The sequence below is a fragment of the Tissierella praeacuta genome (genome assembly GCF_040396155.1).
GTDB lineage: Bacteria > Bacillota > Clostridia > Tissierellales > Tissierellaceae > Tissierella > Tissierella praeacuta_A.
Window position 1 is genome coordinate 25010 of sequence record NZ_JBEBOY010000002.1, and the last position, 22998, is coordinate 48007.

A 22998-nucleotide genomic window follows, 5' to 3' on the forward strand; every position below is an offset into this window, starting at 1 on the left:
ATTAATTATCTGCTTTTTCTGAATAGTTCTAAGTTTATTACACTACATTCGTGTTTTTTAGTATTTATTGATTCTATAAAATCTAGAATGATTTTTCCCAGAGGAGTTACCTTAAGTTTATAATTTGGATATAAATTGCATTTTATGATACCAAGATATTGCAAATATATATAAGATGCAAAGAAAAACTTAAAATTCTTTGAAAAATTAGGTAATATACTGCTGAGTTCATAATTTACATTTTCATTTAAGGATGATAATAAATTCATTAAATCTTTCTTTGATTTATCCAATGTCTTTGAATTTTCCATATTACAAATTTCAGATATAAACTCATTACTCATAATATATTTGTACAATATTGAATACTTATCTTCATCTCTCAATCTTAGATAGTTGTTACCTTTATTATTTATAGCTAGACTATCATCATCAACTGAAAGTAATCCTAGAGTAAGAGATAGTTTATAAAAGATATGAATTATAGGGAAATCTCTTTGGTTAGGTGAAGATTTATCTACATAATTAGATAATTCTAGCATTTGATTTATTTCTAAAAGATTTTTTCTTCTTATATATTTATTCTTTTTAGTTAAATCCAAAGGTCTATCTAATATATAAAGTATAAATTTATCATAATCCATTATAAGGGATATGGCATCCTCGTTTAAGAATCCCGATACAATATTTGCCAAATCTCTATCTATTGTAAATGGTGATTTAATTAATTTTAATTGGTTTATAAAGTCGAATCTATCTTTACTAATATCTAAAACTTCCTTATATATATCCTTATAATCTGAATTTTTATTACTTAAAAATCCTAAATAGTTTTTAAATGTAGCTATATAGGAATTCAAATCATCCTGAGATATTATAAATCCATCTTCTATGGCAGTTTTGAAAAAATCATGGAAATCTATTTGGTCAATATCAGATAAAGTTAAATCTTCATCTGCAAGATAATATTCAAAGAAATCCATTAAGTTTGCAATATATTTCTTTACAACTACTTTAGGTAATTTCAATTTAAGATATGCTTCAAATTCATCTAATTCATCATAAAATACTGAAACAATATCTTCTTCCATTTCAATTGCCTCAAGAATACAGTTTGTATATATTTTATATAGATTTATACTATGCTTTTTTAAATAGTCTTTAATAGTAAGAGTAGGTATTTCTAATCTAAGATGGTTAAAATCAAAGAATACTTCTTCTAAAAATAATGGTTTAACACATTCAGGTAAATAACTAATGTCTCCTATAAAAGTAAAATGTCCTAATAGGTTTCCAATTCTACCAAAAGCAAAGTCTCCAATAGACATGCTAGAAGCTAAATCTGGCTCTAATAGGCTATAATCTTTATTTTGAAGTAAATCTCTAACTTCAATAAATTTTTCGTTAGTATCAATAACTTCAAATAATGATACATTGGATTTATTTCTTTGTACTAAAATTTCTCTTTCTTGTGATGTTAACGGTGATGATTTTTCTTCAAGAAATTTTTCAATAAATGTTTTTCCGTTTTTTCCAATAAAATCAATACTTATCCATACATTAAATGCTATTGTATATTTTTGTTCTCCAAAATCAGGATAAAAAAACTCTAGTGTATCTAATATAGTTTCATATTGTATTTCTTCAGATATATATTTTAGCAACTTTTTAGTTGCTGATTTATCAATTTTTTGTATTTGTTTATAAGTCAGACTCTGCATATTTCCTCCCAAGATATATTACGAATAATTCTTTACCAAAATCTATTATATACTATAATAGAAAAGATTGCACAGAAAAAAATAAATCCCCTGTAATCGGGGATTTATTTTTATATATCAGATAATTGTGTTTTTATCTTATTTTGCTCCCACGCATGGAGTAGAAGAGCAAGACCTATAACTCCATAAGCTATGAATACTCTAAAGTATTCACCTATTTGAGCGTTGCCCATTAAGTTCTGACCAGCCAATGGAGAAATAATAAATAGCAAGTGGAATAGGAAAGTACCGATTAACGCTTCCTTCCAAGAAGCCTTATTTACAGATGCTCCACCTATTAGAAGAGAAGCTACTGCAAAAAGCCCTACTTGTTCATGGTTGTTAAATGTATTTAATGTACCCATATTTTGGAGATATACTATTTGTCCCCAAGCGGCTAATACTGTAGAAATTATTATGGCAATAATTCTAGTTCTATCTACATTGATACCAGAAACTCCAGCTATATTCATACTTTGCCCTACAGCTCTCATTTCTTGACCTAATTTAGTTTTTAGGAAGAAGTATAGAGCTACAAATAATAATGCAGTTACAATTAAAGTAACTATAGGGTAAGGGGTTATATTTTTAAAGATTAAACTATCTAAGGATTTTCTTATGGTAATTAAATCTATTGTGTTTCTAAGACCAACGCCTGTGGGCATTAACATATTTGGATTACTAAAAGGAATGACTTTACCAGCTAATACTATAAATACTAGCTGATATATTCCATTGGCGAAGAAGCCTAATATCATGGAAGTTATCATTTCTTTTCCTTTAGCTTTATTTAGGACTTTTCCAACTAAGTAACCAAAGAATATGGCAAAAGGAGTAGATACTAATATTGCAACTAGAAAACCACCTATTCCTCCTATACCATAGTTCATTATGAAGATAAGTCCAATTTGTCCAGCCATAGCTCCTAGAACTATACCAAAGTTTAAACCCATCCCAGTTATAACTGGGATTATAAGTGACATTACTAAAATTAAATTTCTAGATAATCTAAAGATCATCTCATTAAAAAGAAAATTAAGCGGTAAACCAGATAAGAAAAATCCAGCTACACATATTGCTAGGAATACTATTGGAACTATCATGCTGCGTCACCTGCCTTTCTAGTTAGTGCATATAGAATAATTCCATTACTGATTATTATTCTTATTATTTCAGCCATACTTCCTTCAGATAAAATATTAATTACAGGAAGTGCTACAACTAGCAGACCTTGAAATAGGAAGGTACCTATTATTACATGAATTATTTTTGCTTTTTGTAAAGTTGCACCACCTATTAATATAGAAGCAGCGGCAGGAAGTGCTACATAAAGAGGTGCATTATATAGCTGTAAGAAACCAAAGGATTGACTATATACTATGATACCAATAGCTGCTAAAACAGTTGATAATATTATACCTAAGATTCTTTGCTTATCTACATTTACTCCATTGGAAGTTGCAAAAGCTTCAGAACTCCCAGCTACTTTCATAGAAGTACCTTTTTTACTTTTGGAAAAGAGCCATACAATAGCTGCAAGAATTATAAATGTAAGGATTAAGCCAGTAGGGAACTTTATCTTACCAATATTAAATGATAAAAATTTGTCTAATATTCCGCCCATTGAGGATTCCAAGGAAAGTGTAACACGTAGTCCTGTTCCTCCCATTGCCCAAATTAAACTTTCATTTTTAAATGGAGCTACAAGCCAGAATATACACATGAAGGATACTATTGAATAACCGAAATAATTACCTACAGTCATCTCTTGACCCTTTACTCTATTGAGCATTAGACCATATAGATATCCTGCTATAATAGCCAATGGAATTGCAACAGCTAAGGCTATAATGAAGCTGGCAAAGCCAGTAAGTCCTAGTTCAATACTAACTAAAGCACCAATGAGTCCAAATATTACTCCAAGGGGTAGGTTAAAATTAATACCTATGCCTGATTGTATAGAAGGAACCATGGCTAGTACCAAAATTACATTCATACCAAATCTTGTGAATATATCTTGCCATATACCTGATAATGGAATGTCTAACATAGCTGCTGTAATTAATAAAACTAATAAAAATGCCGAAATTATTAATCTAGGGAATCCTATTTTCTTAAATGTTTTCTTAAAATCCATTTAGCTCACCACCTTATCTATATCTTCTCCAGCCATTGCTAAACCAAAGGCTTCATCTGATGCATCAGGTGGAAGAATAGCATGAACTTTACCTTCTGCAATGATAGCAATTCTATCTGAGATTTGTCTTAATTCAGCTAATTCGCTAGAGGTGATTATTATAGTCATATTGAGTTCTCTATTTAGTTTAACTAATGTGTCTAAAACCAACTTCTTGGCACCTATATCAATACCACGAGTAGGTTCTGATACCATTAATATATCTGGGTTTAGAGTTAAGGCTCGAGCAATACATACCTTTTGTTGATTTCCACCAGATAAAAATCTTGTATGTTGATTAGGACCCGTACATCTAATATCTAATTCCTTTATCATTTCTTGAGCATGAGATTTAATTTTTTTACTATCAACTATTTTTAAAGGACCAAAACTATTGAGGAATTTATTTTGAATTTCAAGGGATGTAAAGGCTATATTAAAATCAATAGGTTCATCTAATAGGAGTCCAACACCTTTTCTATCCTCAGAGAGGAAGGCTATAGAATTATTTAACATTTCCCTTGGATTGTTTAAAGGCATTTCTTTATTATCTTTCAATATACTGCCTTTAGTAGGATAGAGACCCATTATTCCATTAGATATACCAATTTTACCGTGACCAGCTAAGCCTCCAAGACCTAAAATTTCACCTTTTCTTATTTGAAGATTAACACCTTTTACTTTTTCACCAGGCATATTCACATATATATCTTTTAATTCTAAATAGGGTGTGTTGTCAGAGTTTACTTCTTTTTTTTGTGAAGTGGTTGAGGTGATTTCTCTTCCAACCATAAGTCTAGCCATTTCAATAATATTGGTTTCAGAAGTCTTTACAGATTTAACTAAGGAACCATCCCTTAGAACAGTTATGGAATCTGTAATTTGTTTAATTTCATCTAATCTATGAGTAATAAATAAAATAGCTATACCCATATGTGACAGATTTTTTATAACATCTAGAAACTGAGCAGCCTCAGATTCAGTAAGTACAGCAGTTGGCTCATCTAATATTAGAAGTTTAAGATTTGATTTGTCTATTTCCCTAGCAATTTCAATAAATTGCATATAGCCAACAGGTAGCCCTGCTACTGGGAGATATTCATCTATTGTCATATTTAGTTTATTTAAAGCCTTTTTAGCATCATCCTTCATCTTGTGAGTATCTAATTTTTCCATTTTTGGTCCTAAGATTTTGGATAATATAGTATGTTTAGTATTTTCACGGTTTAATTTTATATTTTCTGTAATAGTAAAACCAGGAATAAGCATAAACTCTTGATGTACCATGCCAATACCCATTTCCATAGCTTCTGTTGGAGTCTTTGGATTATATGCTTTACCGTTAAAGGTCATTTCACCTTCAAACCCTCCGGTGGAATGAATAACTGGCATACCAAATAATATATTCATCAAAGTTGATTTACCAGCACCATTTTCACCAACTAGACCATGAATTTCACCCTCTTTAATGGTCATAGATACACCTTTTAACACCTGATTACCAGAATAAGTTTTGGATATATTGTTCATTTGAAGTAAGTCCACTTTATTACCTCCTTTACTTAAAGAGAAGGGAGTCGTCGAAACGACTCCTTATATTTAATTTATTAGAATACTTGAGATCCCAGTACGAATAATAAGAAGTTTGGAGTATCTTCATTAAGTTCAGAGAATTTAACTTCGTCAGCCGTATCTTCAGTTACCTCTTTCATATATTTAATAATAGATTCTTTATCAAATTTTTCTATTGTACCTTCACAATATGCTTTAGCATACTCTACACCAGCTTCGATTATAGCTACATTTGCAGGTCTATTCCAAGTACCAAATCTGCCAGTACCACCTTTTTCAGCTATTTTAGCTGATATTTGTTCTGAAAGATAATCTAAATCTCCAGCCTTGTTTTGAGGTATTTCAATGCCTAAAGCTCCAGGATAAGCATGATATGGAGAAGGACAACATTGTTCTGGATAAATAGCACCAGTTTCAAGGGCTTGTTTAATTAAAGGTTCTTGCATGGAGCAGTTTGTACTGAAGAAAGCAGTATCTTTACCATATTTTTCTACTTGTCTAGGAACATCTTCTAATATAAATTGTTGTGCACCATTAACTCCTGCATCAGAAGTTGGGTCTGGAGCATCTACTTCAACAAATTCAATTCCTAATTTAGCACAGGTTTCTTTGAAAGCATCTCTTCTAGCAGCTAACAATTCCATAGACATATGTCTTGGGAATGAATAATGTATAAATGTTTTAGCTCCCATTTCTTGAGCTTTTCTAATTATAGACTCACCACGTTGAAGTTGGTCAAGTTCAAGCAATACATCTCCACGTGCCGCTATAGTTTCTGGGTCTTCATGAGGTACACCTAAAATGAATAATATATCAGGTCTAGTTTCTCTAACTTTGTCTATAGCTGGTGCAGCTCCACTAACTGCCTGAACGAAAACTATGGCCTTTACATCTGGATCAGCTGCCAATGAAGCAACTTGAGCAATAGTAGTTTCCTGTTCTTGAGCAAATTTATCAGGATAAGTAATATGTTTAATCATATTGCCATATTTAGCAACCATTCTTTCACCGGCACGGAATTCTTCCTCACCTTGGGATACGGTACCAGTTACAATTCCGATTTTGTAATTTGGCTTACTATCTGTATTTACTGGAGTGTCTGATGCAGCAGGGTCATTAACTACATCTGATGTATTCTTAGCACCACATCCAGCAGATGTAATAACTAGCATAGTAACTAAGAACAATACCAATATTTTTTTCATTTTTTACTCCCCCTTTAATTTTATATATTTAACTCCCTAAGCAGGAGAAAAATAACTGAATACATAGATAATTCCAAATAAATAAAAAGGACAAACTATTGAGAAAATTCTAAATGGAAAAATACTTATAAAAAAAGCTCAATCCGAGAGTTAACCTAGCTTAAGTTATACAGGTACATACTATCAGGTTGATACTTTAATGTGGCAATCTGTTTTTAATAAGTATAGTTTATTTTTATTAAATTGTCAATAAGAATATGACAATTAGGGAAATATCTTCTGATCTATTAAATGTATTTGATAGATTATTTTAGAAATAATAAAAAATAAAAATATTCAGCCTATTCTTTATTTCAAATATTTGGTATTATATAAGTTAAGAATAGTAAGTAGAGGGAGGTAATTATGTTTAAATTTAAAGATTATAAGTATGAAAGACCAGATTTATCTAAAATCACCGATGAGTTTAACAGACTTTTACAAGAGTTTAGTGAAGCAAAATCCTTTGATGAGCAAAATAAAGCAATGAAGGAAATAAATAAAATAAGAAATCATCTGGATACTATGATTACCTTGGTGAGTATTAGACATTCAATTGATACAGAAGATGAATTTTATGCCAAAGAAAATGATTTTATTGATGAAAATTCTCCAAAGGTTGAAAATTTAGTATCTAGGTTCTATAAAGAACTTGTTAACTCTAAGTTTAGAAGTGAATTAGAAAATGCTTGGGGTAAACAGATATTTACTTTGGCAGAATTAAAATTGCAAACTTTTTCAGAAGATATAATGGAAGATTTAATTAAAGAAAATAAACTTATAACTGAATATGACAAACTAATTGCCTCAGCTAAATTGAATTTTGAAGGAGAAATAAGAAATTTAAGTCAAATGCAGCCTTTTACCGAATCGGTAGATAGAAATATGAGAAGAAAGGCATCAGAAACCATTAGTGGATTTTTTAAAGAAAATGAAAAAGAATTTAATAGGATTTATGACGAATTAGTAAAAGTAAGAGATAAGATGGCCAAAACTTTAGGCTTTTCTAACTATGTAGAAATGGGATATAAACGATTGGGAAGATCTGATTATGATTTTAATATGGTTGCCAATTATAGAACTCAAGTATATGAAAGTTTAGTTCCATTAGTTGCAGAATTGAAGGATAGGCAGAGAAAGAGACTTGGACTTAAAGATATGAAGTATTATGATGAGCCTTTGGAGTATTTGACGGGAAATGCAATTCCAAAGGGTGGTCCGGAGTGGATACTTAAAAATGGGAAAAAAATGTACAAAGAATTGTCTAAAGAAACTGATGAATTTTTCTCATTTATGGTAGAAAGAGAGCTATTGGATTTAGTCAGTAGAAAAGGAAAGATGGCTGGAGGATATTGTACTATTATACCAGAATATGAATCACCATTTATATTTTCAAACTTTAATGGCACATCTGGAGATATAGACGTTTTAACCCATGAAGCAGGTCATGCTTTTCAGTCCTATTTAAGTATGGGATTTGAACTGCCAGAATATAAATTCCCTACTTATGAAGCCTGTGAAATTCACTCTATGAGCATGGAATTTATTACTTGGCCATGGATGAAATCTTTTTTCCAAGATGATGTAGATAAATATAAATTTAGTCATTTAACTGGAGCAATAAACTTTATACCCTATGGAGTAACCGTAGATGAATTCCAACATTATGTATATGAAAATCCAAATGCTACACCAGAAGAGAGAAAAAATAGATGGAGAGATATAGAGAGGAAATATCTTCCTTTTAGAGACTATGAAGATAATGAATTCCTAGAAAGTGGAGGATATTGGTTTAGACAAGGCCATATATTTAGCACTCCATTCTATTATATAGATTATACTTTGGCTCAAGTATGTGCATTTCAATTTTGGAATAAGACTATGGAAGATAGGGAAAAGGCTTGGGGAGATTATCTTCGTCTTTGTAAGGCAGGGGGAAGTTCACCTTTCTTAGATTTAGTTGAACTAGCTAATTTACAAAGCCCATTTAAAGATGGAACAATAAAAAAGGTAGTAGAACCTATTAAGGAATGGTTAGATAATATAGATGATAGTACATTTTAAGGATTGAGATTAAAGTAAGTTATATTTGTGGTTATAGAACTATAAATGTAACTTACTTTTTCTTTTTATTTATTAAAGGATATAAAATATTAGTCGATATAATGTGTAGAATACTATTAAGGGGGGTAATATAGGTGCAACTTAGTACTATGACAAATGTTTCAGTAAATCCAGGAATTAGTCAAGCTCAAGTTAGTACGAGTACATCGGGAAATGGAGAAATGAGAATTCCAAGACAGATGAAACAAAATGAACAACCAATATATAGAGAAGATAAAAGATTTTCAGAAGAAGATGCTATAGATTTAATAGAGAAAGCTAATAAGGATTTTGTTGCCTATGATAGAAGATTTGAATTTTCAATACATGAAAAGACAAAGGAAATAATGGTAAAGGTTATTGATGTAACAACTGAAGAAGTAATTAGAGAACTTCCCCCAGAGAAAATACTAGATATGGTTGCAGCTATGTGGGAAGTTGCAGGAATTATAGTAGATAGAAAAATATAGGTGGTGATTATATGGGTAATTTAAGAATAGCAGGATTAGCATCAGGTATGGATACAGATGCTATGGTTCAAAGTATGATGAAAGTAGAAAGGCTGAAGGTTGATAGATATGAACAAAGCAAGCAAATAGCCCTTTGGAGACAAGAAGCATATACTAGTATGAATAAAATGTTTGCTAATTTTATATTAAATACAAGAAAAAGTATGGGACTGACTAAGGTCACTAGTACAGGAGTATCCATTGGTAATTCATATTCAAATCTTGATTATATAAGAAAGGCAACATCATCTAATGAAACGGTAGCAACTGTGTCGACTACAAGTAAGGCTGTTAATGGTAGTTATAATATTGAAGTAGATAAATTAGCTAATGGGGCTAGTTTTACAAGTGCTGTATTAAAGGATGCTAATGGGAAAGAATTAGCTTTTGATAAGGAAGTAAAATTTGAATTAAGTACAGGAGCAAAGGATGCTGATGGCAAAGAAATAATACAGACAATAACAGTAGAGAATGCAAATGGTGTTACTGCAGATGATATCGTCAAGAAAATAAATTCTGCTAAGGTGAATATGTTAGATGGAAAGGTTGTAGATAATATTGAAAACCTTTCTGATGATGATAAGAAAAAGGTAAAAGAAGTGTCTCTAGGTGTAAGTGCATTCTATGATAAAGGCAATGGCAGATTATTTATGCAGACAACTGAAACAGGTAAGGATGCAGAAATCAAGCTCTCAGGAGTAGGTACTGAAGGCGAAAACTTTGTTGATAAAGTTGGCGGAAATAATTTGACATTTACAAGTGGAGATTTAGATTTTAAAGATGTTAAGTCTTTAGAATTTGAATTAAATGGTATAAAAATTATGGTAGAAGGTGAAACACCAAGTGAAGATATTACCATAGATAAATTACTTGAGGCAATAAATGCTGAAACAGATGCTCATGGAGTAACAGCTATAGAAAAAGATGGAAAATTAGTTTTGACAATGGAAAAAGCAGGGGAAAATGCAAAAATTGAATTGACCAACATAACGGGTGATACAAATAATAAATTTGATAATGCAATAAAAAATGGTAGCTTTAAAAAAGATGGAGCTCTATATAATAAAGGTGCAGATGCTCAAATTATATTTAATGGAGTTGAGCTAACTTATTCCTCCAATAATATTAATTTAAATGGTATGAATATTGAACTTAAGTCTACGGGGAAAACCAATATGAAGGTAGACACCAATATTGATGGAATAATGGAAAAGGTTCAACAGTTTGTCAATGATTATAATGAGTTGGTGGACAAGGCATCTAAAACTGTAAATGAGAAACGATATTCTAAATATCAGCCTCTATCCCAAGAAGAGAAAAACTCCATGCATGAAAATGATGTTAAGCTATGGGAAGAAAAGGCAAAATCAGGAATGTTAAATAGTGATGGAATTATCCAAGGAGCACTTCAAAGTATTAGAACTGATCTATATAGAACAGTAGAAAATGCTGAAGGTTCATTTAATCATATAACTCAAATAGGTATAAGTACAGAAAAATATTCTAGAGGAACTACTGGAGGAAAGCTCCAAATAGATGAAGAAAAGCTTAGAGCAGCAATAGAAAAAGACCCTGAAGGAGTAATGGAGCTATTATTTACAGAGCCAAGTAAATTAAAAAGAGACACTACTGAGTTTCCTAATACAGAAGAAGGAAATAGAAAATATGAATTAGCAGAAAGAAAAAATAGGAGAGATAGTGGTGGACTTTTCACTAGGATGTGTGATAATCTAATTGATGGAATGAAGTCAATTATAGATAAATCTGGTCCAGGTGAAGATGCAGAGTTGTTTAGGTCTGTAAAAACTAATATACTTTTAGATTTTGTAACAACAAAATCTAGTATATCTGATTTAGATAAAGAAGTATTAGATGCAAATAAAAAAATAGATGACTTAAATGTTATGCTATACAGAAAAGAAAATGCATATTATGCTAAATTTGCAAATATGGAAAAGATGTTAAGTCAGATGTACAGTCAAAGTAATTGGTTGACACAGCAGTCAGCGAGATAAATGAGGAGAGAATGAAATGACATATGATGCATTAAATAAATATAAACAGAATAGCGTACTGACAGCTACTCCAGAGGAACTTACTCTTATGCTATATGATGGTGCTATTAAGTTTATGAATATTGGTAAATATAGTATAGAATCTAAGGAATTAGAAAAAGCACATTCTTCCTTGATGAGAGCTCAAGACATTATTTTAGAATTAAATTATTCTTTAGATATGAACTATGATATATCTAAGGAGCTTAGAGGATTATATGATTTTGTTTTAGCTAAATTGGTTGATGCCAATATTAGTAAGGATAGCAAGGCTATAGAGGAAGCCATTGAAATTGTAAATAGTATGAGAGATACTTGGAAGGAAGTTATGAAGCAAATAAAACAGAAAGTTTACCAATCTAAGTAGGTGTTCTAATGACTTATGACAATGTAAAAAAAATGATAGAACTTTCTTTAAAGAAGAAAGATATATTGATTGAAATTTTGGAATTAACCAAAACTCAAGCTTCTGCCATAGAAAATGATAACATGGATAAACTGAGTACGATATTAAGTGAAAAAGAAAAGTTAATGGAAAAGATAGATATATTAGACCGTGATTTCTTATCCTTATATAATGCTGTAAAGTCAGAGGAAGGTATAGATAGCCTAGAGAAAATTAATATAGAGAAGTATGCTAATATAAAAAATTTAAAAGAAATAGTTGTTGAAATAAATACTATATTAAATAATATCTCTACTCTAGATAGAAATAATACAATAAAGATGAAATCAAATGTGGATAAAATAAAATCAGATTTAAAACAAGTAAAAGAAGCTAAAAGAGCATATAAAGGATATCATTATGAAGCTGTAGGAAGTATGCTTATAGATGAAAAGAAATAGGAAGTATAATATTATAATATAAGAATGTTATAAAACAAGCTGGATGCAAGATATTTTGTATCCAGCTTGTTTTATTATATATAGAAATATTTAAATATTAGTATTATTTAATATCTAATAAATTTAATAAAAATTATATAATATTGATAAATTTTATAATATTCAATTACTAACCACTTGTCCATATGTTATCCACATATAAAAATGGATAAACTTAAATTATTGACAGTTTTACACAGACTTATACACATTATCCACAGAATAATTAACAGATAACAATTGACAATTAACAAATTGCGCACAGAATGTGTTTTCTCAGAATATATTTTCTGTGGATAACTATAAAAAATAAAAAAAATTATGTTCTAGTTTTAATTTATATCCAATATAATGTTATTATTTTTAAATTTAGGGTAATATATATAACAAATAGTATAAGCTATTATATCTTATGCTTATATGAAAGGAGCTGGGTTTATGAAATTAAATTTCACTGGAAAAAATATGGAGATAACAGATGCATTACGCGATGTAACAGAGAAAAAGCTAGGGAAATTGGACAAATATTTTCAAAAAGATATTGAGGGTAATGTAACCTTCAGTTCAGAGAAGAATAGGAAAATAATTGAGGTAACCATAAACCTACCTGGTACTATTATTAGAGCTGAAGAATCTACGGATGATATGTATGTATCCATTGATAAAACAGTTGATGTATTAGAAAGGCAAATTAGGAAATATAAGACAAGATTACAAAAAAGATATAAAAACAATGAAACTATTAGATTTGAAAATGTAGTACCTTTACCAATGGAAGATGATCAGGAAAAACCAAAATTGGTAAAGAAGAAAAGATTTGGGTTAAAACCAATGTCATCAGAGGAAGCAATATTGCAAATGGAGTTACTTAGACATAACTTTTATGTATTCCTAGATTCAGATAATGATGGAGTAAGCATTGTATATAAGAGAAAAGATGGTAATTATGGATTAATAGAACCAGAGCTTTAATATAAAGTTAGTAAAATGCAGGATTATATCCTGCATTTTTTATGTCAATCTTATAGTTGAAAGGACTATCAATAAATGATAAAATAAAATGATAGCTGTGAGATCGAAGTTTGAAAGGTGGTTAATCAATGGCAAGCTTATTTGAGAAGATGTTTGGTACCTATAGTGATAGGGAGTTAAAAAAAGTTACACATATAGTTGATAAAATAATTTCATTAGATGGAGAAATACAGAAACTAACAGATGATCAGTTGAAGGACAAGACATTAGAATTTAAAAATAGATTAAGTAAAGGCGAGACTCTCGATGATATTTTACCTGAAGCTTTTGCAGTGGTAAGAGAAGCATCTTATAGGGTACTTGGTATGAAACATTTTAGAGTCCAATTACTTGGTGGAATAATACTTCACCAAGGAAGAATCGCAGAAATGAGAACAGGTGAAGGTAAGACTTTAGTAGCTACTTTGCCAGCATATTTAAATGCTTTAACAGGAAAAGGAGTTCATGTAGTTACAGTAAATGATTATTTAGCTAAAAGAGATAAGGAATGGATGGGAAAAGTTCATGAATTTTTAGGACTTAAAGTTGGATGCATTGTTCATGATATAACCAATGCAGATAGAAAAGCAGCATATAACTGCGATATTACTTATGGTACTAATAATGAATTTGGTTTTGACTACCTTAGGGATAATATGGTTATTTATAAGGAAGATATGGTACAAAGACCCCTTTATTTTTCCATAGTAGATGAGGTAGATAGTATATTAGTAGATGAAGCTAGAACCCCTTTGATTATTTCAGGAGTAGGTGATAAATCTACTAAGCTTTATGAAATGGCTGATAATTTTGTAAGGACATTAACTAGCAGAATAATGGATCCTAGTGAAGAAAAGGTTGATCCATTTAACAATGAATTTAAAGAAGAAACTGTAGATTATGTAATAGATGAAAAGGCTAAGTCTTGTTCTATTACTGAAAAGGGTACTGCAAAGGCAGAAGCATTCTTTGGTATTGAAAATCTATCAGATATAGAAAATATGGAAATAGCTCATCATGTTAATCAAGCATTGAAAGCTAGATCTATAATGAAAAGAGATATAGACTATGTAGTGAAAGATGGAGAAGTAGTTATTGTAGATGAATTTACTGGAAGGCTTATGTATGGTAGAAGGTATAGTGATGGTCTTCATCAAGCAATTGAAGCTAAGGAAAAATTAAATGTAAGGTCTGAATCAAAGACTTTAGCAACTATTACATTCCAAAACTATTTTAGAATGTATACTAAATTATCTGGTATGACTGGTACTGCAAAAACAGAAGAATCAGAGTTTAGGGAAATATATGATATGGACGTAGTTGAGATACCAACAAATAAACCAATATTAAGACAGGATTTAGCTGATGTTATTTATAGAAACGAAGAGGCTAAGTTTAAAGCAGTGGTTAGGGAAATAAAGGAAAGACATACAACAGGACAACCAATATTAGTAGGTACAATTACTATAGAAAGATCTGAAATACTTTCTAAGATGCTTAAAAAAGAGGGAATTTCCCACGAAGTATTAAATGCGAAACATCATGATAGGGAAGCGGAAATAGTAGCCCAAGCTGGTAGATTTGGAGCAGTTACCATAGCTACAAATATGGCTGGTAGAGGTACAGATATAGTTCTTGGAGGTAATCCAGAATTCCTTGCAAAGCAAGAAATGAAGAAAAAAGGATTTACAGATGAGACAATATCATTAGTAGATAGCTTCTATGAAACAGATAATGAGGAAGTCTTGGAAGCAAGAAGAATATATCAGGAATTACATGATAAATATAAGGTAGAAACTGATGCAGAAAATCTAAAGGTATTAGAAGCTGGAGGACTTCATATAATCGGTACAGAAAGACATGAGTCGAGACGTATTGATAATCAGCTTAGAGGTCGTGCTGGTAGACAAGGAGACCCTGGTTCTTCTAGATTTTATATATCTTTGGAAGATGATTTAATGAGATTATTCGGCGGAGAAAGAATAATCAATCTAATTGACAATTTAAAAATGCCTGAAGATGAGCCTTTAGAGCATTCCATGCTTACAAGAGCCATAGAAAATGCCCAAAAGAAAGTAGAGGGAAATAACTTTGGCATTAGAAAGCATGTATTAAAATATGATGATGTTATGAATAAACAAAGAGAAGTTATATATGGAGAACGTAAAAAAGTATTGGAAGGAGAAGATTTGAGATCTCATATCCAAGAAATGGTTAAGTCTTTGATTACAGACAATGTTGAAATATATACAAGACAAAGTAAATATCCAGAAGAATGGGATATTGAAGGTTTAGAAAACTATGCAATGAACCTTTTAAATCTTGATAAGAAATTCTTATCATTTAAAGATATAGAAGGACTTACTAAGGAAGATCTAATAGATAAAATATTAGAAAATGCTGAGGAGAGATATCATTCTAAGGAATCAGACTTTGGAGAAGAAAGATTTAGAGAAGTAGAAAGAGTAGTTTTACTTCAAGTAGTAGATAGTAAATGGATGGATCATATAGATGCTATGGATCAATTAAGACAAGGTATTGGTTTAAGAGCCTATGGTCAAGAGGACCCTGTTCGTGCATATCAAAATGAAGGATATGATATGTTTAACGAAATGACTCATAGTATTTGGGAAGATACTGTAAGATTTTTATATCAAGTGGTAAATCCAGAAAAGATTCAGAGGAAAAAGGTAGCAGAACCTATAGCTACAAATTCTGGAGAAATAAGTAAAACTATTGTAAATAAAGAGAAAAAGGTAGGAAGAAATGACCCTTGTCCATGTGGTAGTGGAAAGAAATATAAAAAATGCTGCGGACAGGATGAATAGTGAATAGTTAAAAGACAAAAGACTCTAAACATCTGCTAAGAACTTTTTGCTTTAACTAAAAAAACGAGGTGATATATTGCAGGACATATATTTGAACAAAGAAAAACTTAGTGAAATAAAAAATATGATTACAGAATTGGGTGTTTCACTTTGACATCCAAGGTCTTAGGGATAAAGCCTTTGATTTAGAACAGTTATCTTATGAGGAAGATTTTTGGAAAGATGTAGACAAAGCTCAAAAAACTATGCAGGAAATAAAGGCTTTAAAGAATCAGATAAAAGAATATGATGATTTAATTGAATCAATAGGTAATCTGGAAGCTTTAATAGAATTGGTTCTTGAAGAAGAAGCCTATGATATGTACAAGGATATAGAAGATGGACTTAAGGAATTAAGTATAAATGCAGATAAATTTAAACTAAGTACTTTACTTTCAGGTGAATTTGATAGAAACAATGCTATTCTTTCCATACATTCTGGAGCTGGAGGATTGGAAGCTCAGGATTGGGCTGAGATGCTTTTAAGATTATATAGAAGATGGGCAGAAGGAAAAGGATTTCAAGTTGAAGTCTTAGACATTTTGGCAGATACAGAAGGCGGTATAAAATCTGTTACTTTGCTTATAAAGGGATATAATGCCTATGGATATCTAAAATCTGAAAAGGGAGTTCATAGACTAGTAAGAATATCTCCCTTTGATTCTGCTGGAAAAAGACATACATCCTTTGCCAGCATAGATGTATATCCAGAGTTAGATAATGATGTAAATATTGAAATCAATCCTTCTGATTTAAAGATAGATACCTATAGATCTGGTGGTGCTGGAGGTCAGCATGTAAATACTACGGATTCTGCAGTGAGAATTACACATATTCCTACAGGAATAGTAGTTCAATGCCAGAATGAAAGGTCCCAAATTACTAATAGACAGACGGCTATGAATATGCTAAAAGCTAAGTTAGTTCAGTTAAAAGAAGAAGAGAAAAAAGAGAAGATAGAAGATTTACATGGAAGCTATAGTCAAATAGCTTGGGGAGCACAAATAAGATCCTATGTATTTCATCCATATAGTATGGTAAAAGACCATAGAACCAATGCTGAAGTTGGAGATGTATATGGAGTAATGGATGGAGACATTGATATATTTATAAATGAATATTTAAAACAGAAAGCCCTTTCGTAAAAAAGGGCTAAATTTTTCTGTAAAAGAGGAATTTTTGATTTTGTGTAGAATAATACATAAAAAGGCTTGTAAATAAATTGAAGGGAAAGATGTAAATGGATATTTTAAAAATGCTTACTGATGAGTTTAAATTAAAACCCTATCAGGTAAAAAATACAGTTCAGTTATTAGATGAAGGTAATACTATACCATTTATAGCTAGATATAGAAAGGAACAAACTGGAGAGTTACAGGATATCGTTATAAGGGAGTTATCTAATAGATTAACTTATTTAAGAAATTTAGAAGCAAGAAAAGAAGAAGTTATAAGATTAATAGACGAGCAAGGAAAGCTTACAGAGGAATTGAAAAAAGAAATAATAGATTCAGAAACTCTTCAAAGAGTTGACGATTTATATAGACCATTTAGACCAAAGAGAAGAACTAGAGCTACTATTGCAAAGGAAAAAGGCTTAGAGCCTCTTGCTGAAATTATACTTAATCAATCTTTAGATAAGGAAGAATTTAGAAATAAGGTAATCAGCTTCATAGATGAAGAAAAGGGAGTTAATAATGAAGAAGAAGCATTAAATGGTGCAATGGATATTATAGCAGAAATAGTATCTGATGATGCTGATAATAGAGAGATTATGAAGAAGTTTATAAATGATAGGGGAATTTTAATAGTAGAAGGAATAGATAAAGAAGAAAAAACAGTATATGAAATGTACTATGATTATAAGGAACCTATAAAATCCATTGCAAATCATAGAATACTGGCTATAAATAGGGGAGAGAAGGATAAAAAACTAAAGGTAGGGTTAAATATAGATGATGCTTATTTAATAGAATTATTGGAAAACAAACTAATAAAAGATAAAAATAAAGATACATCTGTTTATATAGAAAAAGCTATAGATGATGGATATAAACGACTTTTATTCCCTTCATTAGAGAGAGAAATAAGGAATAATTTAACAGAGAGAGCTGAAGAAGAAGCTATAAAAGTATTTGCTATAAATTTAAAACCATTGCTTATGCAGCCTCCTATTAAGGGGAAAACTGTAATAGCAATAGACCCTGGATTTAGGACAGGCTGTAAGGTCGCAGTTGTAGATGAAACAGGTAAGATGCTTGATTATATTACAGTGTATCCTACACAACCTCAAAACAAAGTAGAGGAAACAAAGACTAAATTAAAAGAATTAATTGATAAACATAATGTTGATTTAATATCCATTGGAAATGGTACTGCATCTAGGGAAACTGAAATGGTTGTAGCTGAAATGTTAAAGGAAATAGAAAAGAAGGTTTCATATATAATAGTTAGCGAAGCTGGTGCATCAATTTATTCAGCATCAGAAGTAGGCATAAAAGAATTTCCAGATTTAGACGTTTCAATTAGAGGAGCTGTATCTATTGGAAGAAGACTGCAGGACCCTATGGCAGAACTTGTAAAGATTGAGCCAAGACATATTGGAGTAGGACAATATCAGCATGATTTAAATCAAGGGAAACTTGATGAAGCTCTTACAGGAGTTGTAGAAGACTGTGTAAATAGTGTAGGTGTAGATTTAAATACTGCCAGTCCATCTCTATTAAAATATGTATCAGGAGTATCTACTAGAGTTGCCAATAGTTTAGTTAAGACTAGGGAAGAAATAGGCAAGTTTACAAATAGAAAAGAACTTCTTAAAGTAAAGGGATTGGGAGAAAAAACCTTTATCCAATGTGCAGGATTCTTGCGTATTCCTGAAGGAGATAATCCATTGGATAATACTGGAGTCCATCCAGAATCCTATGAGGTAGCAGAAAAATTACTTAAGATGGATTATTCCAAGGGAGAAATAGAAAAGATATCTGAGGAATTAAACATTGGTATCCCAACTCTTGAAGATATAATTAAGGAACTTGAAAAACCAGGGAGAGACCCTAGAGATGAGATGCCGAAGCCTATTTTAAGACAAGATGTACTTAAGATAGAAGATTTGAATCCAGATATGGTTTTAAATGGGACTGTAAGAAATGTAGTAGATTTTGGTGCTTTTGTTGATATAGGTGTAAAAGAAGATGGATTAGTTCATATATCTCAACTTTCCAACAGATTTATTAAACACCCTAAGGAAGTAGTTAAAGTAGGGGATATTGTTAAAGTTAAAATAGTAGAAGTAGATATGGGAAGAGGAAGAATTGCTCTAAGTATGAAAGAAGTTTAAATAATGGTTTCCTTATATTGGTAAAAACAGTTGAATAATCAAAATATTGTAGATATAATATTATTTAGAGTTACGAAATAAGGGGGAGATTGTATGATACTTATTAAAAACGGTAAAATATATACTGTGGCAGGAGATATAATTGAAAATGGTTCAATCCTCATAAAAGAGGGTAAAATAGTAGAAGTAGGAAAGGATATAATTGCTCCATTAGATGCAGAGGTAATTGATGTAGAAGGTAGAATGGTGACTCCTGGATTTATTGATGCTCATTGTCATTTAGGTATGTGGGAAGAAGGTATAGGATTTGAAGGTGATGACGGAAATGAAATGACAGACCCTGTAACACCACATTTGAGGGCGATAGATGCTATAAACCCTATGGATATTTCCTTTGAAGAGGCATATCAAGGGGGAGTAACTACGGCTATAACTGGTCCTGGCAGTGCAAATGTAATAGGCGGTACATTTGTAGCTTTAAAGACCTATGGAAATAGAGTAGACGATATGATAATAAAGAACCCCGTTGCTATGAAGATTGCCTTTGGTGAAAATCCTAAAAGAGTATATAATGGTCAAAAGAAATCTCCTATGACTAGAATGGCTACAGCAGCCATACTTAGGGATACTTTATTTAAAGCTAAGACTTATTTAGAAAAGAAAGAGAGGGCAGAAGACTTTTCTAAGATGCCTGATTATGATATAAAAATGGAAGCTTTAATACCGGTATTAAAGAAGGAAATTCCTCTAAAGGCTCATGCTCATAGGGCTGACGATATATTTACATCTATTAGAATAGCTAAGGAATTTGATGTAGATATTACATTGGACCATTGCACAGAGGGACATTTAATAGTTGACCAATTGGCTAAGGAAGGCAAACCAGCTTTAGTAGGACCAACATTTGGAAATAGGTCTAAATTTGAATTAAAAAATAAAACCTTTGATACACCTAGAATATTAAATGAAGCAGGAATTAAAATAGCAATTATTACAGATTCACCAGTAATACCTTTACAGCATCTGCCACTATGTGCAGGGCTTGCTCATAATGCAGGACTTCCTGAAATGGAAGCTTTAAAAGCCATTACAATCAATGCAGCAGAAATAGCAGGTTTGCAGGATAGAATAGGAAGTATAGAAGTAGGAAAAGATGCAGATATCGCAATATTTGATGGTAATCCATTAAAAGATATAGATTGTAAGACCTTTGCTACCATAATAAATGGAGAAGTAGTTTATAGAAGATAATTGATCATTGGTGAAAGGCTGGTGGTTTTATGAAACTTGGATTTATAGTTAATCCTATTGCAGGTATGGGGGGCAGAGTAGGATTAAAGGGTACAGATGGAGATGAGGTCTTAGAGAAGGCCAAAAGTCTTGGTGCAATACCTGAATCTCCAGATAAAGCTAAGAAAGCATTGAAAGTTTTATTACCTATTAAAGATAAATTAGAAATCTACACATATCCAGGAAGCATGGGTGAGGAAGAAGCTTTAGAAGTAGGATTTAAACCTATAGTCTTGAAAAATGATAACAATAATTTTGGTCCAAAGGATACAGAAGAAGCAGCGAAGGAAATGGTTGAAAAGGGAGTAGATTTAATACTATTTGCTGGTGGAGATGGTACTGCCAGAAATATTTACTCTGCCATTGGTACAGAAGTGCCAGTTGTGGGAATACCCGCAGGAGTTAAAATTCATTCTGGGGTTTATGCAAATCATCCAAAGGCAGCAGGAGAAATAGTCCTTAAATATTTTCAAGGTGAGGATATGGAAATAGTAGAGGCAGAAGTAATGGATATAGATGAAAATGCCTTTAGAGAAGGAATAGTTACAGCAAAGCTATATGGCTATATGAGAATTCCTCTAGAGCCAAAATTAATTCAAACAACTAAATCAGGTGGCGGACTAGGGTCAGAGGAAGAAGTATTAAATGGAATTGCTGATAGAATTATTGAAGAAATGGAAGAGGAACCAGATACCTTCTTTATAATAGGTTCTGGAACATCTACTAGACCTATTATGGAGAACCTTGGTTTACCTGATACTCTATTGGGAATAGATATAGTAAAGAATAAAGAACTAATAGCTTCAGATGTGAATGAGAAAGAGATTTTAGATATAATAGACGGACATAATGCAAAGATAGTTGTGACTGTAATAGGAGGTCAGGGTTATATCTTTGGAAGAGGTAACCAACAAATTAGTGCAGAAGTTATTAAAAAAGTAGGAAAAGAAAATATTCGAATTGTTGCATCTAAGAGTAAAATTTTATCCTTAGAAGGAAGACCTCTATTGGTTGATACAGGAAATGAAGAAGTAAATAGTATGTTTAATGGATATATGAAGGTATTAAATACCTATTATTCAGAATCCATAGAAAAAGTAGAAGGATTATAAAAGATTCTTGACAATAAGAATTTATATTATATAATTAAATTAAGATATATCTTCAGGGGGAGGTGTAAGTCCTCACCGGCGGTAAAGCCCGCGAGCCGATAAATTCGGTTGACTTGGTTAGATTCCAAGGCCGACAGTTATAGTCTGGATGGAAGAAGATGTAGTAGACTTAAATTATTTAACTAGTCTATTTTTGGACCCCGAAGATTTTCTTCGGGGTTTTTTATGACCTAACTTAGCGAACGCTAGGTCCTAACGGACACCACTGAATTATACCCTACGGGGTAAATAGAGGTTGTGAGCTTTAGGAGGTCAAACGCAATGAGCACCAACCTTAATGTAGCATTTATCATTAGGAGTGTCCATTAGGACCAAATCTATGTGAGCGTAGCGAGCAAATAGATTTGAGTTGCGAAACTGCGGAAAATCCCGAGAAAATAAAATTTTGGAGGGATATTATGTACACATTAAGTAAAGAGACATGGAATACTAAAACCATGGTAAAGATTTCAGTACTTGGAGTAATTTCATTTGTCCTTATGTTTTTTGAACTGCCACTACCATGGCTAGCACCACCATTTATGAAGATCGATATTTCAGATTTACCTTCATTAATTGGTTCTTTTGCCATAGGACCTATGGCAGGAGTAATTATTCAATTCTTAAAGAATATTTTAAACCTTTTAATTGATGGAACTACAACTGGTGGAGTAGGAGAGCTTGCTAATTTTGTAGTAGGTTCTGCATTTGCTTATACGGCAGGTTTTGTTTATTATAAGAAAAAGACCTTTGGCAGAGCCGTAGTAGGATTATTTTTAGGAACCATAGCTATGACCATAGTTATTACCCTTGCAAATTATTTTGTAATGTTTCCCCTTTATGCAAAGTTAATGGGACAGGATATACAAGCATTTGTAGAAATGGGTACTAAAATAAATAAAAATATTACAGATCTAAGATCTATGATGTTAATAGCAGTAGTACCTTTCAATCTTTTAAAAGGAACTATGGTAACAGCATTAACATTATTAATATATAAAAGAGTATCACCAATACTTCATAAATAAAAAATTTG

The 22998-nt window shown here is 31.4% G+C and carries 17 protein-coding genes and 1 riboswitch; of the genes, 12 read left to right on the forward strand and 5 right to left on the reverse strand.

Translation table 11 applies throughout. The features are described from left to right. Positions 1 to 5 precede the first annotated feature (5 nt). The 5 genes from ABWP20_RS01320 to ABWP20_RS01340 all read right to left on the reverse strand — a co-directional run bounded on the left by ABWP20_RS01320 (position 6) and on the right by ABWP20_RS01340 (position 6713). Entirely contained in the window at positions 6 to 1721 is a 1716-nt protein-coding gene (locus tag ABWP20_RS01320) for a DUF7986 domain-containing protein (RefSeq protein WP_353092974.1), read from the reverse strand. 110 nt (positions 1722 to 1831) lie between these two features. Continuing rightward, entirely contained in the window at positions 1832 to 2863 is a 1032-nt protein-coding gene (locus ABWP20_RS01325; protein WP_353092976.1) for an ABC transporter permease subunit, read from the reverse strand. After that, positions 2860 to 3897, reverse strand: coding sequence for an ABC transporter permease subunit (locus tag ABWP20_RS01330; protein ID WP_353092978.1), 1038 nt, complete (start codon positions 3895 to 3897; stop codon positions 2860 to 2862). Before ABWP20_RS01330 ends, ABWP20_RS01325 begins: the two co-directional genes overlap by 4 nt. Then, positions 3898 to 5481: a sugar ABC transporter ATP-binding protein gene (locus tag ABWP20_RS01335; RefSeq protein ID WP_353092980.1), complete on the reverse strand. Its 1584-nt coding sequence runs from the start codon at positions 5479 to 5481 to the stop codon at positions 3898 to 3900. Between the two features lie 62 nt (positions 5482 to 5543). After that, positions 5544 to 6713 carry a DUF3798 domain-containing protein gene (locus tag ABWP20_RS01340; RefSeq protein ID WP_353092981.1) on the reverse strand — a complete coding sequence of 390 codons (1170 nt, stop codon included), beginning with the start codon at positions 6711 to 6713 and terminating at the stop codon, positions 5544 to 5546. A 405-nt stretch (positions 6714 to 7118) separates the two neighbouring features. Between ABWP20_RS01340 and ABWP20_RS01345 the strand changes: the two genes are divergently transcribed. The 12 genes from ABWP20_RS01345 to ABWP20_RS01400 all read left to right on the forward strand — a co-directional run bounded on the left by ABWP20_RS01345 (position 7119) and on the right by ABWP20_RS01400 (position 22990). Continuing rightward, positions 7119 to 8816 carry a M3 family oligoendopeptidase gene (locus ABWP20_RS01345; RefSeq protein WP_353092983.1) on the forward strand — a complete coding sequence of 566 codons (1698 nt, stop codon included), beginning with the start codon at positions 7119 to 7121 and terminating at the stop codon, positions 8814 to 8816. A 134-nt stretch (positions 8817 to 8950) separates the two neighbouring features. Continuing rightward, positions 8951 to 9325 (forward strand): flagellar protein FlaG, encoded by a 375-nt coding sequence (locus ABWP20_RS01350; protein WP_353092985.1) that lies wholly within the window; start codon positions 8951 to 8953, stop codon positions 9323 to 9325. Positions 9326 to 9336: 11 nt separating this feature from the next. Further along, positions 9337 to 11379 carry a flagellar filament capping protein FliD gene (fliD, locus tag ABWP20_RS01355; RefSeq protein WP_353092987.1) on the forward strand — a complete coding sequence of 681 codons (2043 nt, stop codon included), beginning with the start codon at positions 9337 to 9339 and terminating at the stop codon, positions 11377 to 11379. 16 nt (positions 11380 to 11395) lie between these two features. Then, positions 11396 to 11785 (forward strand): flagellar export chaperone FliS, encoded by a 390-nt coding sequence (gene fliS, locus ABWP20_RS01360; RefSeq protein WP_353092989.1) that lies wholly within the window; start codon positions 11396 to 11398, stop codon positions 11783 to 11785. A gap of 8 nt (positions 11786 to 11793) precedes the next feature. Further along, on the forward strand, positions 11794 to 12264 hold the full coding sequence (gene flgN / locus ABWP20_RS01365) for a flagellar export chaperone FlgN (protein WP_353092990.1): 471 nt from the start codon (positions 11794 to 11796) through the stop codon (positions 12262 to 12264). A gap of 477 nt (positions 12265 to 12741) precedes the next feature. Next, positions 12742 to 13275: a ribosome hibernation-promoting factor, HPF/YfiA family gene (hpf, locus tag ABWP20_RS01370; protein WP_353092992.1), complete on the forward strand. Its 534-nt coding sequence runs from the start codon at positions 12742 to 12744 to the stop codon at positions 13273 to 13275. A 128-nt stretch (positions 13276 to 13403) separates the two neighbouring features. Then, complete coding sequence (secA, locus tag ABWP20_RS01375) at positions 13404 to 16142, forward strand: preprotein translocase subunit SecA (RefSeq protein WP_353092994.1); 2739 nt, start codon at positions 13404 to 13406, stop codon at positions 16140 to 16142. A 76-nt stretch (positions 16143 to 16218) separates the two neighbouring features. Then, positions 16219 to 17326 (forward strand): peptide chain release factor 2 gene (gene prfB, locus ABWP20_RS01380; protein ID WP_353092996.1). Its coding sequence is split into 2 segments (ribosomal slippage): positions 16219 to 16293 and positions 16295 to 17326, totalling 1107 coding nucleotides; the frame shifts between segments, so codons are not numbered across the junction. A gap of 95 nt (positions 17327 to 17421) precedes the next feature. After that, positions 17422 to 19521, forward strand: a complete 2100-nt coding sequence (locus tag ABWP20_RS01385) for a Tex family protein (RefSeq protein WP_353092998.1) — start codon at positions 17422 to 17424, stop codon at positions 19519 to 19521. Between the two features lie 93 nt (positions 19522 to 19614). Beyond that, the gene (locus ABWP20_RS01390; RefSeq protein ID WP_353093000.1) at positions 19615 to 20772 is read left to right on the forward strand and encodes an amidohydrolase; all 1158 of its coding nucleotides are present in this window, start codon (positions 19615 to 19617) and stop codon (positions 20770 to 20772) included. 29 nt (positions 20773 to 20801) lie between these two features. After that, complete coding sequence (locus tag ABWP20_RS01395) at positions 20802 to 21923, forward strand: ATP-NAD kinase family protein (RefSeq protein WP_353093001.1); 1122 nt, start codon at positions 20802 to 20804, stop codon at positions 21921 to 21923. Positions 21924 to 21967: 44 nt separating this feature from the next. After that, a riboswitch (FMN riboswitch) is annotated at positions 21968 to 22087 on the forward strand. Between the two features lie 294 nt (positions 22088 to 22381). Next, on the forward strand, positions 22382 to 22990 hold the full coding sequence (locus ABWP20_RS01400; protein ID WP_353093003.1) for an ECF transporter S component: 609 nt from the start codon (positions 22382 to 22384) through the stop codon (positions 22988 to 22990). Positions 22991 to 22998 lie beyond the last annotated feature (8 nt).